Raw genomic sequence first — 15,670 nt, 5'->3', positions numbered from 1 at the left:
AATTTGGTTACTCCATCAGGGACGGCAGCCAGGTCGAAAAGAACGGCACATAAGACACCAAAAATAAAATGATGATGTTCGTGATCAGATAAGGCACCAGCGCCTTGATCACGGGGCCGAGCGGCGACTTGGCGATATTGGCGCAAATAAACAGGCAGATGCCGACTGGCGGTGTTGTCAGGCCGATCATAAGGTTCAGCACCGCAAACACGGCGAAATGGATCGGATCAATGCCAACATTTTGTGCCAGTGTTAATAACGGCACGAACAAAATGATCAGGGCGGCAATGGTTTCCATAAACATGCCGACAATCAGCAACACCAGATTGATCAGCAAGATCACGACATATTTGTTATGTGTAATCGCCAGAACGCCGTCGGAAATCATGGTCGGAATACGTTCGGCAACCAAAATCCAGCCAAATACATTGGCAAAACCAACCAGAGCCAAAATCGCGGCGGCGGTAATGGCACTGTCAATCATTATGCCCGGCACAGCGCGAAATGGCAGGTCGCGATACACAAACGCGCCAACCACAAACGCATACAAGCTGGCAATTACGGCTGTTTCAGTTGGGGTGGCAATGCCGCTTAACAATCCGCCGATGATCAGGGCGGTCATGGCGAGCGCCCAGAACGCGCCTAAAAACGATTTGCCAAGTTCGCCAAACCCCTGCCACGGCTGATGGGGGAAATCGTTTCTCACCGCGATGATATAGGTCGTGACCATCATCGCCAGGCCCATCATCATCCCGGGCAAGGCCCCGGCGATAAACATTTTACCCACCGATATGCCCGAAAGGGCACCGACGATAATCATGGGCATGGATGGCGGAATAATCGGCCCAACGGTTGAGGATGCGGCGGTAACTGCGGCTGAAAACGGTGCCGGGTATCCCGCACGTTTCATGCCTGGTATCATCATGCCGCCAATCGATGCGGCATCGGCCACAGCCGTTCCCGAAATGCCACCAAACAGCATGGAACCGGCAACATTGGTCAGCCCAAGGCCGCCGCGCATCCAGCCGACCATGGCGTTGGCAAACCGCACGATGCGCGGGGTAATGCCGCCGCCATTCATCAGGTTGCCCGCCAGAATAAAGCCGGGAATACACAGCAAAACAAACACGTCCATTCCGGCAAACATTTTTTGCGGAATGATCACAAGCGGCATGCCCTGAAACAACAGATAGCACATTGAAGACAGGCCAAGGGTAATGGCAACAGGCAGGCCGATAATCAGGCCGCCGGCAAAGACACCCAGCAAGATAGCAAGGCTCATGGCAATTCTCCGGACTGGCCTTCAGGTTTGCCATTAGAAACCCCGGCGATCATGCGAACAACGCGCAGCAGGGCAAATAGCGACAAAAGAATAAGTAAAACAAATACAGATGCATGAACAAAATCCATGCGGACCCCAAGGGCAGGGGATGTTTGCCATTTACCAATCGCCACAAACTGCCATGCTGGCATCACCAGCAACCCGGCAAATAATGTGGTTAGCACGGCCGATGCAAACAGCAATGTTTTCTGGATCGGGGCTGGTAAAATATCGGTCACCAGTTCCACATTGACCAGTTCGCCATTGCGGTACGACAGGCCAACACCGAATGCCGCCATATAAAGCAGGCACTGGCGGGTAAACTCCTCGGTCCAGACCGGTGATTCTGGCAGGAACGAGCGGGCAAAAACCTGCAACAATACGGTTGCAAAAAGCAAGCCAAAGGCAACGCCGGTTAATATTCGGCACAGGGCAATTAGCAGGGCATATAAACGGGTGGCGATCACGATAGCTCCCCTATGGCGGGAAAGGCCCGGTTGCACAGGGCAACCGGGCAGTCAGGGTCTTATTTGTTTTTGGCAAACAGGTCTTCGACAATCGGGCGAATGTCGTCAGACACGTTTTTCAAAACAGCGGCTTCTGCCTGTTTGGCAAAGGCGGCCTGGTCCACATCAACAAAGGTCATGCCTTTGTCCTGCAATTCCTTGGTCAGGCGCTGTTCGTCAGACAAAAACAGGCCGCGCTCGAATTTCTGCGCGCGGCTGGCGGCTTCCATGACGGCACTTTTGTCTTCGTCAGACAATTTGTTCCAGGTGATTTCCGAAATGGTCAGGTAGATCCAGGACCGGACATGTTCGGTCTTGTTTACATATTTCTGCACTTCGTTAAAGCTGGCTGATTCAATCAGGGCCAGCGGGTTTTCCTGGGCATCAATGGTGCCAGCCTGAAGGGAGGTAAATACTTCCGAGAACGCCATCGGGGTCGGGCGAGCGCCCAGGGTTTTCCACACATCAACAAACAGCGGCACGTTCGGCACACGCATTTTCAGACCTTTAAGGTCTTCCGGCGTTTTGATCGGGCGGTTTGATGTCAGGTTGCGCGGGCCACGGGCAAAATAGGCAATCGGGCGAATGCGCGCACGTTCGATAATCTGCGCTTCAATTTTCTTGCCGATGTCGCCGCTGGCAACCTTGTCCATTTCCTCAAGCGAGGTATAGGCATAAGGCACGGCCAGAAGGGCCGCCATCGGTGCCCAGTTTTGCAGGCTTTCACCGGTAATGGTCATATCGACCGACCCCAGCTGCATGCCGTTGATCAAATCGATTTCCTTGCCCAGTGTTTCATTGGGGAAAACCTGAACGTCAATGCGACCATCGGTCAGCTTGGACAGTTCTTCGCCAAATTTAACGGCGGCTTTGTGCCAGGAATTTTGTTCGTTGGCAAGGTGCCCCAGTTTCAGGGTCATTTCGGCGGCGATCGCACTGTGCGTCATAAGCAGTGCAGCAGCCCCGGCCATAAGCATGATTTTTGTTTTCTTGAACGTAAGCATCATTTTTCCTCCCGTGATAATGTGATGCCTCAGGGTGACAATACCGGATCGGCATTGTCGAAGAGTTCGGATCTTGATTTGGCAATGTCAGGCAGGGTCAGCAGTATTTCGCGGGTATGGCGGCGCATCGCGGCACCGGCCTGTTGCGCGTCTCCTGCTTCAATGGCGGTTAAAATGGCCTCGTGCTGGGCCACGATATCTTCCATTGAAAACTGGAAATAACTCAGGAACCGCACCCGGTCGAGCTGGGCACGAACATCCTCGACCACTTTCCACGCATATGTTTTGCCAGCAGATTCCGCCAGGCAACGGTGAAAATCATGGTCCAGGCTTAAAAATGATTTGGCATCGTTTTTCATCGCACTGCGCTGGGCGGCAATCAATTCGCGCAGGCGGTCAATCGCGCCGTCCGCCGGGTTGCTGGCAACGTAACTGGCAATGTCGGCCTCGATCGCTTCGCGCACAAAGCGCGCGTCAAGCACCGATGAAACCGAAATTTTTCGCACATAAGTCCCGCGTTGCGGGCGAATTTCCAGCAATCCTTCGTCGGCCAGCTTGATAAAGGCTTCACGCACGGGCTGGCGGCTCACGTCATAGGAACGGGCCAGTTCAGCTTCGGAAATACGAACACCGGGCAGCAAATCAGCACAGACAATCCGTTCGCGAATGATGCGATGGATCTGCGGGCCAACCGCCTGATCCGGGGAAACGGACCAGTTATTTTCGCCGGGATCGATCATATTTTAACTCCTTGCGTTTTTCGCTTATGCTGCATACTACCATACTAGTCAACCATAAAACGCCATGTTATGGTCGCCCTAATACTTATAGACTGTGGACATGCAGCCACACCAACACAGAGAGAACAGCATGAAACAAACCTGGAGATGGTTCGGCCCGCGCGATCTGGTCAGCATTGATGATATTTGTCAGGCAGGGGCGCAAGGGGTGGTTTCCGCCCTGCATCACATTCCCAGCGGTGCGGTATGGACCCCGGCTGAAATCACCAAACGTCAGGCCGAGATCGCGACCATGAAAGATGGCACCGCGTCAGGTTTGAAGTGGGATGTGGTTGAAAGCCTGCCGGTTTCCGAAGCAATCAAAAAGCAGGAAGGCCCGTGGCGCGACCATATCGAGACCTATAAACAAAGCCTGCGTCACCTTGCTGCCGCCGGGATCGACATTGTCTGTTATAATTTTATGCCGGTGCTGGACTGGACCCGCACGCACCTTAACTGGCGCTTGCCCAATGGTGCCACCTGCATGCGGTTCGACCTGACCGACTTTGTCGCCTTTGACCGCTATATTCTGGCCCGCCCCGGTGCCGATGAGGGCTATGACGCTGGCTTGCTGGCACAGGCCGAAGAACGCTTTGCCAGCATGGACGATGCACGCCGCGAACAGTTAACCCGCACTGTGGCCTTTGGCTTGCCCGGCTCGGTCGAGAAACTGACACTCGATGATTTGCGCGGCTTGCTGGCAAGTTACGCCGGTATTAGTGGCGAACAACTGCGCCAAAACCTGATCGATTTTCTGGCCGAAGTGGTGCCGGTCGCGCGTGAAGTCGGCATTCGTATGTGCTGCCACCCCGATGATCCGCCCTTCGAACTTCTGGGCCTGCCGCGCATTATGTCGACCGAGGATGACTATCGCCGCATTATCGAAGCGGTCGATTTGCCTGAAAACGGCATTACCCTGTGTTCGGGGTCTTTGGGGGTCCGTGCCGAAAATGACTTGCCGGGCATGATGAAACGCCTTGGTCATCGCGTACATTTCATTCATTTGCGCAATACCTTGCGTGAAACCGAAGGTCTGCCGTGTTCGTTCCATGAGGCCGACCATCTGGGTGGCGACACCAACATGGTTGATCTGATCGAAGCCATTTTGGCCGAAGAAACCGCCCGCAAGGCCGCTGGCCGGTCCGACTGGAACATCCCGTTCCGTCCCGATCACGGGCACGACATTCTTGATGATCTTAACCGTCAAGGCCAGCCCGGTTACCCTGCCATTGGCCGCCTTAAAGGCCTGGCCGAATTGCGCGGGATCATGACCGCCCTTATGGCCCGTCCTAACGGCAAACCGGCGGCCTGATCATGACAGTTTCTTCGCAAAACCCGCATCCTGCCGGTTGGCCCGAAAACCCGTTCGCGGGCAGGGGCCACGGCATTGTCCATATCGGGATCGGGGCATTTCATCGCGCCCATCAGGCGGTTTATACCCAGCAGGCAATGCTGGCAGCGGGCGGGGACTGGCGCATTATCGGTGTCTCGCCGCGCAGCACTGATATTGCCGATCAGCTTAATGTGCAAGGCGGTGCTTATTGCGTTGTCGTGCGCAATCCGGTCGGGGATGAATGTCAAACCGTTCACGCTATTTCCCATGTCATTGCCGCCGCGCGCGATGGTGATGCGGTTTTGTCCGCCTTGTGCGATCCGGCAACCCGCATTGTCACCTTGACGGTCACGGAAAAAGCCTATGGCATTGATCGTCAAACCATGACGGTCGCACAAGACCATGCCGCCATTGCCCATGATCTTGCCAATCCACAGCATCCAACAGGTGTTTTGGGCTTGCTCACCGAAGCCCTGCGCCGCCGTCGCGATGCCGGTGTGGCACCTTTTACTTGCTTGTGTTGCGATAATTTGCCTGAGAACGGCGTTGTCTTGCGCGCCGGTGTGGTGGATTTTGCCCGCCATCTTGATCCCGCCCTTGCCGACTGGATCGATCAGAACGTGCATTTCCCAAGCTCGATGGTAGACCGCATTACGCCCGCCTCAACCGCGGACACATACGAAACTGTGCGCACCATGACGGGCCACGAGGATGCCTGTGCCGTTGAAACCGAACCGTTTTCCCAATGGGTGATCGAGGACGATTTCCCAACCGGCCGCCCGGCGTGGGAACAGGCCGGGGTGTTGATGGTCGATGATGTGCGCCCGTTCGAGCATATGAAACTGCGCATGCTGAATGGCAGCCATTCGCTGATTGCCTATTTGGGCCAGCTTGCCGGTTTTAAATATGTCCGCGATGTGATGGGTGATGACGATTGCGCCAAACTGGTTCATGCCCACATGCGCGCAGCGGCCCAAACCCTGGTGCCGGTTGCGGCACTGGATTTTGCCAGCTATGCCGATGATCTGGTTGCCCGGTTCCAAAACCCGGCGATTGCCCATGAAACCCGGCAAATCGCCATGGATGGCACCGAAAAATTGCCGCAACGTTTGCTGCACCCAGCACAAGATGCCCTGAACGATGGCAAGGACATTGGGACTTACGCCATCGCTGTTGCCTTCTGGATGGCGTATGTGCACAAAATAGTGGCGCAGGGAAAAGGCAGCGATATTTCAGACCCAAGGCAGGCCGAGATCATGACCGCCTTAACTGGACAGTCAACTGCACAGGACATTTATAACGCCCTGTCGCATTTGCCTGGTCTTTTCCCGCTGGCGCTCACATCCTCACCCGTCTGGGCACAGGCCGTAACCGTACGGCTTAACCGTATTCTGACGCAGAGCGCCCTTGATGCCGTAAAAGTAGAACTCAGCTAATTTTCGGCAATAATTTTTGCAATAATCAAAGACAAGCGCCCATATCAAAATAATGATATGGGCGTTTTTCTTTCAAATTCAGCCTGAATAATTAAAGTCTTCATTTTTGATGATAAAGTTAATATCGAAATAGTATTTAAAATATGAATGTAAAAATTCATTTTTTACATATAGATGACGGCATATCAATTGTGATCATTTTGTAATTTACTTATTATTAGTTGCATATTGGTGCCTATGGGTGCATGATGACCTGCAATTTGGCTTATAGGCCAAGAATAAATTGACCGTGGATTAGGATCCAAAGGTCCTGTGCCGATCCATTCCGATCAGACCCCATCAGACCCCATCAGACCCCATCAGTCTTACTCAGGCCAGACCCCGTTCCACACCCGGCTGACAAACTCCGTGCGGTGCATTGACCCGACGTGACGGGTTTCTCAGCGGGTAAGCGGCACTTTGTAATTTCATTAATATTGGCCTTTGCGCGGTCCTGTAACAGGCGCCGAGGGGCGGGGTAACTTTCCCGTCACAATGGCGTGCCAATGTTTAACCCCGGAGCCAGCATGACGATCCCTTCGTTCACCAAAGCCTTGAATACCGAAAACGTTATCCACTTGCCTTTCAATACCAAGGCCGCCAAATCATCGGCGGTGCCCACATCGCTATCCGCCCGCAAGGCCCGGCCAACCGCAATTGTCTATTGCGAAGCCAACTTTGGCCTTGATGATGGCAAAACCGCCAACGGTCTTGTCCGGCATTCTGAAAAATACGAAATTCTTTCCGTGATCGACAGCACACAGACCGGGCGTGATACCGGTGTTATGCTGGATGGCAAACCCAACGGAATTCCGGTTCTGGGTCATCTTGATGCGGCCTTTGCCAAAGGGCTACGCACCCCGGATTACTTCATTTATGGCATGGCACCAGCCACCGGTATGCTGTCTGCCCATGAACGCGACATTGTTCTGGGTGCCCTGAACCATGGCATGCACGTCGTGAACGGCCTGCATGAATTTCTCAATGACGACCCCGAATTTGTCGCGGCCAGCAAAGCCAACCATGTTGAAATTACCGATATCCGCAAACCGCGCCCGAAAAACGATCTGCGCCTGTTTAGTGGCAATATCAACAAAATACCTTGTCCGCGCATTGCCGTTCTTGGCACGGATTGTGCGATTGGTAAACGCACAACCGCCAGCATCCTGACCCGCGCCCTCGTTGCCAAAGGCATAAAAGCCGTCATGGTGACAACCGGACAAACCGGCATGATGCAAGGCTCCAAATATGGTGTTGCCCTTGATGCGGTCCCGTCGCAGTTTTGCTGTGGCGAGCTGGAAGCAACCGTAATCGAAGCTTACGAAGGCGACCATCCTGACATTATCATTGTCGAAGGTCAGGGCGCGTTAAGTCACCCCGCTTTTTGCACATCGGCCTTTATCTTGCGCGGCTGCACGCCAGATGGTGTTATTTTACAGCACGCGCCAAAACGCGCACATCGCTGTGACTTTGACCAAATGCCAATGCCAACGCCTGAATCCGAAATTCGCCTGATCGAAGCCTTTTCAGATACCCGCGTCATCGGCCTGACAATCAACCATGAAAAGATGACAGATGCCGAAATCGGCACCAGCATCACCGATTACCACAAACAGCTTGGTATCCCGGTAACCGATGCCCTGGCGCGCCCGGTCGATTTGCTTGTTGATATGGTGCTGTCGTCCTTTCCCGTGCTTGAAAAGAAACTGGCCGTCACCCTTCAATGATCACTCCGCGGCTAGAGATTGATCTTGATAAAATATATCATAATGCCACAACCCTTGTGGGGCGCCTAAAAAGGCTGGGGATCTCGGTAACCGGGATCACCAAGGCCTTTCGTGGTGCCCCGAAAATTGCGCAAATGTTGCAGCGTGCCGGTGTTTCCGGGCTGGGTGATTCCCGGATCGAAAATATCGAACGTATGCGACGGGCGGGGATTGACGGGCAAATGATGCTGGTTCGATCTCCCATGATCAGCCAGGTGGATCGGGTTGTGGCTGCAGCAGATATCAGCTTTAATACCGAGCTTGATGTAATCGCAGCCCTTTCCAGGGCGGCGCAAAAAACCCGCACATGGCATGGTGTTGTCCTGATGGTCGAACTGGGGGATCTTCGCGAAGGCATCATGCCGCGCGATGTGGCAAAAGCCGTTCAAACGGTGCGCCGCTTTCCCCATATCAGGTTGAAGGGTCTTGGCTCCAACCTTGCCTGTCGCAACGGTGTTTCCCCCGATAATGCCAATATGGAAATGCTTTCTGCATTGGCCGATCAGACCGATGAGCATATCGAGAACTCCGGTTTTATCGTATCGGGTGGTAACTCCAGCAATCTTTCCTGGGCATTTGGTGGTGGTAAGGTCCGCCGGGTTAACAATTTGCGCCTTGGCGAGGCAATATTATGTGGCTGCGAACCACTTCATGGCCGCCATATTCCCGGTCTTTATCGCGATGCCATAACACTTGTCGCCGAAGTCATCGAAAGCAAAATCAAACCGACCAAACCCTGGGGCACACTGGGTCAGGCTCCGTTTGGTCAGGTTCCAGTTACCATTGACGATGGTAATATTTTTCAATCCCTTCTTGCCATTGGCCGTCAGGATATTGACCCTGATGGTCTGCAACCGTTATCGGGTGTTACGGTTCTGGGTGCCAGCAGCGACCACCTTGTTCTTAACACCGGCTCCTGCCAACTGGTTTTGGGGGCCGAAGTTTCTTTCCAGCCCGATTACAGTGCCCTGTTACGCGCCATGACATCTCCCTACGTCACCCAGACATTCACGGGTAATGTCGTGGCGGCAGTTCCCCATCCGGGGCCATTTATTGCACCCTGTTTTTCTGGTGCTGCATAAACCGGGCAACCCGCCGCGTTGTTGCTTTCGTTGCGAAACCGGGCAAAAAAGACTATCTGCACGGGTCAGGTCGGGGTGATGCGTAAGGATCGCATCGCCCGGATCATTACAAGGCAGGATAGACCTTATGGCAGAACCCGTTTTGCAGGCAGTACCGCCCGGCGGCCCCGACAATATCGCCAAGGCTGAAAAGCTGGCACGCAAGAAACGGTTGGCATTGCTAACCCTGCTATTGGCTTGCGCCTGTTTTATCGGGCTGACCATATATGACCCAAACCACCACAACCCGTGGGTGGGCCTGTTTGTTGCCATGTCCGAGGCGGCAATGGTCGGCGGGCTGGCCGACTGGTTTGCCATTGTTGCCCTGTTTCGCCATCCGCTGGGGCTTAAAATTCCGCACACCGCGATCATTCCGCGCAGCAAGGACAAAATCGCCCGCAATCTGGCCGATTTTATCTGTGATCACTTTCTGGGCAAGGATCATGTGCTTGATAAAATCCGCGAATTTGACCCGGCAAATCGTCTGGCAAAACAGTGTGCATCGCCCGAAACATCGGCAAAAATCGCCGATCTGGTGGTAAAATTCGCCCCAAGGCTGATGTATCTGCTCGACAGTGCCGAATTGCAGGAATTTGTTCGCGCGACCACGCGTGAAAAACTGCGTGACATGGATGTTGGCCGCTTATCCGCCCGGTTTCTAACCATCTTAACACAAGACGGCCGCCACCACGAAATGGTCGACAGCCTGTTAAACGACATCGCCGATTTCACTAATAGCGACGAAACCCGCAACATGCTGGCCGATAAAATCGCGGGCGAACTGTGGTCGGTTTTACGCTGGGTAAATCTCGACAAGGCCGTGGCCGACAACATTACCGAAAAAGTTGCCGCGGGCCTGCGCGAACTTATTCAGGATCTGGCCGATAACAAAGACCACGAACTGCGCCTGAAGTTTGAAAACAAAATTCCGCTTTTCATTGATCGTTTAAATACCGACCCGGCACTTCGCGCCCGGCTGGACCAGTTTCGCGACCGGATGCTCGAAAATCAGGAATTATCAGACTATATCGGCCATATCTGGCGCAAGGCACTGGACTGGATCAAGCAGGATTTCGCCAATCCGCAATCGGAAATTCGCCGGGCAATCATGGGCGCATCGCGCAATATTGGCAGTAAGCTGGACGAGGACCCCGATATGAAAGACTGGCTTAATCGCTGGATCATGGAAACCGTCGATCCCTATATTGATGAATACCGCGAAAAAATCCGCAGTTTCCTGATGGAACGCGTTAAAGCCTGGAGTGCGGATGAACTTACCGCCCAGCTTGAGCTCGCCATGGGCAGCGACCTGCAATCGATCCGCCTGAATGGCACACTGGTCGGCGCGCTTATTGGTGGTGTATTATTCGGGGTGATGCAATTCATTGGCTGGGTGGTTGTCGCAGGGCAGGCGACGGCGCAATAAGGTCGCCTAAGTCACTGAATGTTGCGCTTTCCACCGGTCCAGATCATCCATCGTATCAATATCGATCGCGGCACTTGGCACGGGAACGGCAATAACCCCGGTTTCCTGCTTCAACAAGTCTCGCGCTCCGGCGTCATTGTTCAATTTCGCTAAATATTCAAAATGCTGGGCTGGGAAGATTGCAGGCGCACCACACCGGTCATTGTAACGGGCACATATTATGGTCTTATCATCAAGTTTGTCGATCAATCCGGCATAGTCGTCCGTTGTTATGGCAATCTGATCGGCAAGGGCAATCATAATAGCGTCATAATTCAAATGCTGTAGCGACTTTATACCAGCGGCAATGGACGCCCCCATCCCCGATGCCCAGTCTTGATTGTAAATGATGTGGTTTGCGGGCAGGGGGGGTAATGCGGGTGCAACCTGTGTGGCATTGGCACCCAGCACAACATAAAGATCGGTGCCAAATATGCCCGCCAGCCGGTCATAGACAATGCGGATTAGCGCGGTGCCATCAACGGTTTGAATTTGCTTAACATCGCCAAACCGGCGTGCTTGGCCTGCGGCAAGTAAAAGGCAGGCAATGTTGGCCATTTTCAAAGGACCCCGGAAATGGATTTCCCCGACGATCTGGTCAGGCTGGCATGGGCTTCGGCTAAAATTCCCAAGGCAATGCTTTCGGGCAGTTCACCGCCAATGTCAAGCCCCGCCGGGCCTGCCAGGTTTGTCCTGAGCTCTGCCTGCGTTAACCCTGCTTTTTCCAAAACCTGATCCCGGCGATGGACCGGCCCCAGCATGGCAAGATAACCCAGCGAAATATCGGCCAGTGCTAACAAGGCATCGGCATCAATTGTGACGCTGTGCGACATTAAAATAGCGGCATCAACCGTGTGGGTTTGTACATAATCGCGCAGGCCGGTTTGTGAGCCGCGTAAAAACACATCCACATCGGCAAAATGTTGCGGCCGCGCATTTGCCGCACGCGGGTCGCATAATGTCACCCGCCAGCCCAGTGTTTTGGCAATCGCCACCACGGGTCTGGCATCCAGCCCGCCACCGACGATCAACAAACGCGGTTCGGGTTGAACCGGGGTTTCCAGCCATTCTTCATTGCCATGTGTCACCAGCCGGGCCTTGCGATTGTGCCGGGGCAATGCCGGGTCATGGTTCTGGGTTGTGTTTGAAACAAACCGGGCCTTAATCGTGTGGTCGGTGTTGGGAATATATTGCGCAAATGTGCCGCTTTCGCCGCGCGACAGGGCGGCGGCCATTTTGGCCAGCCCCAGGTCGTTTTGTGCGGTGACCGGTTGCAACACAATATGCACCTTGCCGCCACACCCAATGCCCAGTTGGAACGACAAATCATCTTCATCGCTGCCATCATAACACAGGGTCAATGCCTTGCCAGTTACCATGGCTTTGCGGGCCTGGCGCTGAATGTCGGCTTCAATACAGCCACCACTTAACAAACCAAACTGGTCGCCCTTGTCGCTAAACAAAACCATCGCACCGGCCTTGCGATAGGCCGATCCTTCGGTTTTATAAATCGTGCCCAAAACCCATTCGGCATCATCCTTATGGGCGTTCCAGTGTTCAAGCATATGGGAAAGCTGGTTGTTCAATTGTTTTCCTTTCCACAAACCGGGCATATCGCCCGCCCCCGTCGCTGGCAATGCAACGGGGGCGGCGTTGAAATCTCAGGCCGTTGCCTGCAAATTTGTCGTTGGAAGGCGTTGTTTGTTAATCAGCTCTGCCACTGTAAATGCCAGTTCAAGCGCCTGGGTGGCGTTTAAACGCGGGTCACAATGGGTTAAATAGCGCTGCGATAAATCGGCATCCGTGACGGACCGCGCCCCGCCGGTGCATTCGGTAACATCCGCGCCGGTCATTTCAATATGAACACCCCCGGCAATGGTATTTTCCGCCTGATGGATCGCGAAAAAATCGCGTATTTCAGACAAAATACGGTCAAACGGGCGGGTTTTATATCCGCTGGGTGATTTTATGGTATTGCCATGCATCGGATCGCAGGACCACACAACACAATGCCCTTCACGCTCAACCGCCCGGATCAGGGCAGGCAATTTATCGCCAACCTTGTCATGGCCAAAACGTGCAATCAGGGTGAGCCGTCCGGCCTCATTGTGCGGATTTAGTCGGTCGCATAACCGCAACAGGTCGTCGGGGTCCAGCGAGGGTCCGCATTTCAGGCCAATCGGGTTTTTAATACCTCGGCAAAATTCAACATGGGCATGGTCAAGCTGGCGGGTGCGATCGCCAATCCACACCATATGCCCCGATGTGCCATACCAGTCGCCACTTGTTGAATCGATGCGGGTTAATGCCTGTTCATACCCCAGTAACAGGGCCTCGTGGCTGGTATAAAGTGTGGTTGCCGATAAGGCGTCATGGTTTTGCGGCGTAATGCCAATGGCCCGCATAAAGGCCATGGCTTCGGAAATGCGCTGGGCGATATGCTCGTATTTCTCGCGTTGCGGGTTTTGGGCGACAAAATCCAGCATCCAGCCATGCACATTTTCAATATTGGCATAGCCACCCTGGGCAAAGGCCCGCAATAAATTAAGGGTCGATGCCGACTGGCGATAAACCATGTCCTGTCGTTCCGGGTCGGGCGCACGGCTTTGCTTCGAAAAATCAATGCCGTTAATCACATCGCCATGATAACTCAGCAGTTCTTCGTCGCCTTGGGTTTCGGTCGGTGTTGATCGCGGTTTGGCAAATTGCCCGGCAATGCGCCCGATTTTGACAACCGGCAACGACCCCGCATAGGTCAGAACAATCGCCATTTGCAAAAACAGGCGAAACATATCGCGAATATTATCCGCCCCGTGTTCGGCAAAACTTTCGGCGCAATCGCCACCTTGCAACAACAGGGCCTTGCCCTTTGCCACATCGGCCAACCGGCTTTTTAACGCGCGCACTTCGCCGGCAAATACCAGTGGCGGATAAGACGCCAATCGGCCTTCAACATCGGCCAGATGTGCCAGGTCAGGATAGGGTGGAACCTGCGCGATGGGGTAATCGCGCCAGCTCGACGGGGACCATTGATTTGGCATTGTATCCTCGAAATCAGGAATTGTTGGTGGCGGCGGTCACATCGCCGATCAGTTCTTGCAAGGCGGCGGCTATCATGTCGGGGGCCTCAAGCGGGGAAAAATGGCGAATGCCGTCCATAATTTCCATTTTCGCATCGGGAATGGCACTTGCCATCGCCTGCGCCATTTCAATCGGCGTTGCATAATCCTCGGAACCAACGCGGATGACACAGGGAAAATCAAACCCGGCCAAACCACTGCGCAAGTCAGCCGCGCCCAGCATCATGCAGGTGGCGTGATAGGCGGAAATGTCATTGGCTAAAAATGTCTCGACCGCACTGTCTATAACGGCATTGTTGGCCGGGTTTTCGCGAAAACTGTCGCCAAACCAGCGGGTTTTCTGAAACGCCAGCAAGGCCGAAAGGCCTTCGTCACGGGCTTTGTCGGCGCGTTTTTGCCAGGCATCGGCGGCATTTTCACCGTACCATGCCGTTGTATCAATCAGGCCAAGGCCGTCGGTTTTATCGCCATGTCCGCTGGCAAATGCCAGGGCGACACAGCCCCCCATCGATGCCCCGGTCACAATCGCCGATTCCCACCCGGCGTGGGCCAGAATATCGGCAATATCATCGGCGAACTGTTCAACACGATAGGGGCCAGCAGGTTTGTCCGACAGGCCATGTCCGCGACAATCAAGCGTGATAATGTCAGCAGCGCTCTTCAGGGCAGCGATTGTGCCATTCCACAAATTTTTATCCATCGCCAGTGCATGCACCAAAACCAGCCGGGCGTTTGTCTTGGCCGGGTTTTGTGCCGGGGTCAGGCGATAGGAAAGGCGGGTGCCATCGCGGGCAATGGCAAATGTATCGGTCGAGGGCAGTGTATCAGGCAGCGCAGTGTTGGTCATAATCGGGATATCCTGTGGGTTGGGGCATTTGGGGCCGCGATGGCAGCCAGCATTTGAATTTAGAAAACAGCGGGAATTAAGGATGCAGGGTCAGGCTTTTCTTTGGCCGGGCAGGTCATACATGCCGTGAGGCAAACCATTGATAAATTCAATGATTTCAGCACTGTCGATAACGTCGGCATATTTGGCGTTCAGATCATGCAAGCTGATTGCGTGGGACGCTTCGGAGCGCTCAAAACAGGCATCTTCGGCCAGGGTGACACGAAAATTGTGGCTGAACGCATCAATGACGGTGGCGCGCACGCAGCCACTGGTGGCCGTGCCCATCACAATCAGGCTGTCGCATTTCAAAAGCGTTAGATAATCAATCAGATTGGTGCCGTGAAAGCAGCTTGGCTTTTGCTTTTCAATAATCAGGTCGCGATCCTGCGGGGCAATTTGCGGCATAATCTGGTTGCCGTTCAGGTTGGTGCCGCCGGGTTTTTCACCGCTGCGGCCATTTTTCCATGCCCAGCTTCCCGCATCCCAGTTATCCGGCCGCCGAATGCCGGTGGTATAAATAATCGGCAGGTCCCGGCTGCGTGCGGCATCGAGAACGGAGGAAATAACCGGCAAGGCATCCCATGCCGCTTCCCCGCCCGATTGCCGCCAGCGCTTTATAGAGTCCAGTACAGGTTCGCGGCGATCCCCGCAAAACGCATAATTAACGTCAACCACAAGGATGGCGGGCCGTGCGCCAAAGCCCTGGCGGAGTCCATATCCTGCCTGTTTCATGACGTCGTGGTCACGCGCGGTCAGGAATTTGTCCCAAATTCTTTCTTTCATAGCCGTCTCCGCCCTTTGTTTTAGTGGTTCCATTCCGCAGTTTTCCGGCATTTCGGCCCCAAAAAGCGCGGATTGCTGTCTTTTTGCAGGCTTGACTTATGGCATATTTATGTTTGTATGGCAAACATACACTATGACGAGATGACAT

General features: G+C 54.0%; 15 protein-coding genes. 5 read left to right on the top strand and 10 right to left on the bottom strand.

Annotated elements, in window-relative coordinates; translation table 11 throughout:
* Positions 1 to 7 precede the first annotated feature (7 nt).
* From TMES_RS19230 to TMES_RS19215, 4 genes are read right to left on the bottom strand one after another with little or no spacing between them, the layout of a single operon-like run.
* A complete protein-coding gene (locus TMES_RS19230; RefSeq protein WP_085585595.1) occupies positions 8 to 1,282 on the bottom strand; it encodes a TRAP transporter large permease in 1,275 nt (424 codons plus the stop codon).
* A complete protein-coding gene (locus TMES_RS19225; RefSeq protein WP_085585593.1) occupies positions 1,279 to 1,788 on the bottom strand; it encodes a TRAP transporter small permease in 510 nt (169 codons plus the stop codon). The genes TMES_RS19230 and TMES_RS19225 overlap by 4 nt, the downstream gene beginning before the upstream one ends.
* Positions 1,789 to 1,847: 59 nt before the next feature.
* Positions 1,848 to 2,834: a TRAP transporter substrate-binding protein gene (locus TMES_RS19220; RefSeq protein WP_211275967.1), complete on the bottom strand. Its 987-nt coding sequence runs from the start codon at positions 2,832 to 2,834 to the stop codon at positions 1,848 to 1,850.
* 26 nt (positions 2,835 to 2,860) lie between these two features.
* On the bottom strand, positions 2,861 to 3,571 hold the full coding sequence (locus tag TMES_RS19215; RefSeq protein ID WP_085585591.1) for a GntR family transcriptional regulator: 711 nt from the start codon (positions 3,569 to 3,571) through the stop codon (positions 2,861 to 2,863).
* A gap of 130 nt (positions 3,572 to 3,701) precedes the next feature.
* Between TMES_RS19215 and uxuA the strand changes: the two genes are divergently transcribed.
* From uxuA to TMES_RS19190, 5 genes are all read left to right on the top strand, one after another.
* On the top strand, positions 3,702 to 4,922 hold the full coding sequence (gene uxuA, locus TMES_RS19210) for a mannonate dehydratase (RefSeq protein WP_085585589.1): 1,221 nt from the start codon (positions 3,702 to 3,704) through the stop codon (positions 4,920 to 4,922).
* 2 nt (positions 4,923 to 4,924) lie between these two features.
* Positions 4,925 to 6,379: a mannitol dehydrogenase family protein gene (locus tag TMES_RS19205; RefSeq protein WP_085585587.1), complete on the top strand. Its 1,455-nt coding sequence runs from the start codon at positions 4,925 to 4,927 to the stop codon at positions 6,377 to 6,379.
* Between the two features lie 566 nt (positions 6,380 to 6,945).
* A complete protein-coding gene (locus TMES_RS19200; RefSeq protein WP_085585585.1) occupies positions 6,946 to 8,145 on the top strand; it encodes an N-acetyltransferase DgcN family protein in 1,200 nt (399 codons plus the stop codon).
* Positions 8,142 to 9,266, top strand: a complete 1,125-nt coding sequence (locus TMES_RS19195) for an alanine/ornithine racemase family PLP-dependent enzyme (protein ID WP_085585583.1) — start codon at positions 8,142 to 8,144, stop codon at positions 9,264 to 9,266. The genes TMES_RS19200 and TMES_RS19195 overlap by 4 nt, the downstream gene beginning before the upstream one ends.
* 127 nt (positions 9,267 to 9,393) lie before the next feature.
* Positions 9,394 to 10,731, top strand: coding sequence for a DUF445 domain-containing protein (locus TMES_RS19190; RefSeq protein ID WP_085585581.1), 1,338 nt, complete (start codon positions 9,394 to 9,396; stop codon positions 10,729 to 10,731).
* A gap of 6 nt (positions 10,732 to 10,737) precedes the next feature.
* Here the strand turns inward: TMES_RS19190 and TMES_RS19185 are convergent, their stop codons facing one another.
* The 6 genes from TMES_RS19185 to TMES_RS23210 all read right to left on the bottom strand — a co-directional run.
* Positions 10,738 to 11,328 (bottom strand): nucleotidyltransferase family protein, encoded by a 591-nt coding sequence (locus TMES_RS19185; RefSeq protein WP_085585579.1) that lies wholly within the window; start codon positions 11,326 to 11,328, stop codon positions 10,738 to 10,740.
* A 2-nt stretch (positions 11,329 to 11,330) separates the two neighbouring features.
* Positions 11,331 to 12,356 (bottom strand): XdhC family protein, encoded by a 1,026-nt coding sequence (locus TMES_RS19180; protein ID WP_085585743.1) that lies wholly within the window; start codon positions 12,354 to 12,356, stop codon positions 11,331 to 11,333.
* A 75-nt stretch (positions 12,357 to 12,431) separates the two neighbouring features.
* On the bottom strand, positions 12,432 to 13,811 hold the full coding sequence (locus TMES_RS19175; RefSeq protein ID WP_085585577.1) for a class II 3-deoxy-7-phosphoheptulonate synthase: 1,380 nt from the start codon (positions 13,809 to 13,811) through the stop codon (positions 12,432 to 12,434).
* Between the two features lie 13 nt (positions 13,812 to 13,824).
* Complete coding sequence (locus TMES_RS19170; RefSeq protein WP_085585575.1) at positions 13,825 to 14,697, bottom strand: alpha/beta fold hydrolase; 873 nt, start codon at positions 14,695 to 14,697, stop codon at positions 13,825 to 13,827.
* Positions 14,698 to 14,787: 90 nt separating this feature from the next.
* A complete protein-coding gene (locus TMES_RS19165; protein WP_085585573.1) occupies positions 14,788 to 15,522 on the bottom strand; it encodes a cysteine hydrolase family protein in 735 nt (244 codons plus the stop codon).
* Positions 15,482 to 15,670 (bottom strand): hypothetical protein (locus tag TMES_RS23210; RefSeq protein ID WP_211275966.1); only part of this gene is annotated, 189 nt, incomplete at its 5' end. The genes TMES_RS19165 and TMES_RS23210, both read right to left, overlap by 41 nt.

Source organism: Thalassospira mesophila, assembly GCF_002115755.1.
GTDB classification, from domain to species: Bacteria; Pseudomonadota; Alphaproteobacteria; order Rhodospirillales; family Thalassospiraceae; genus Thalassospira; species Thalassospira mesophila.
Note: the sequence above shows the minus strand (reverse complement) of the source record. Positions and strands in the feature narration are given on the sequence as shown.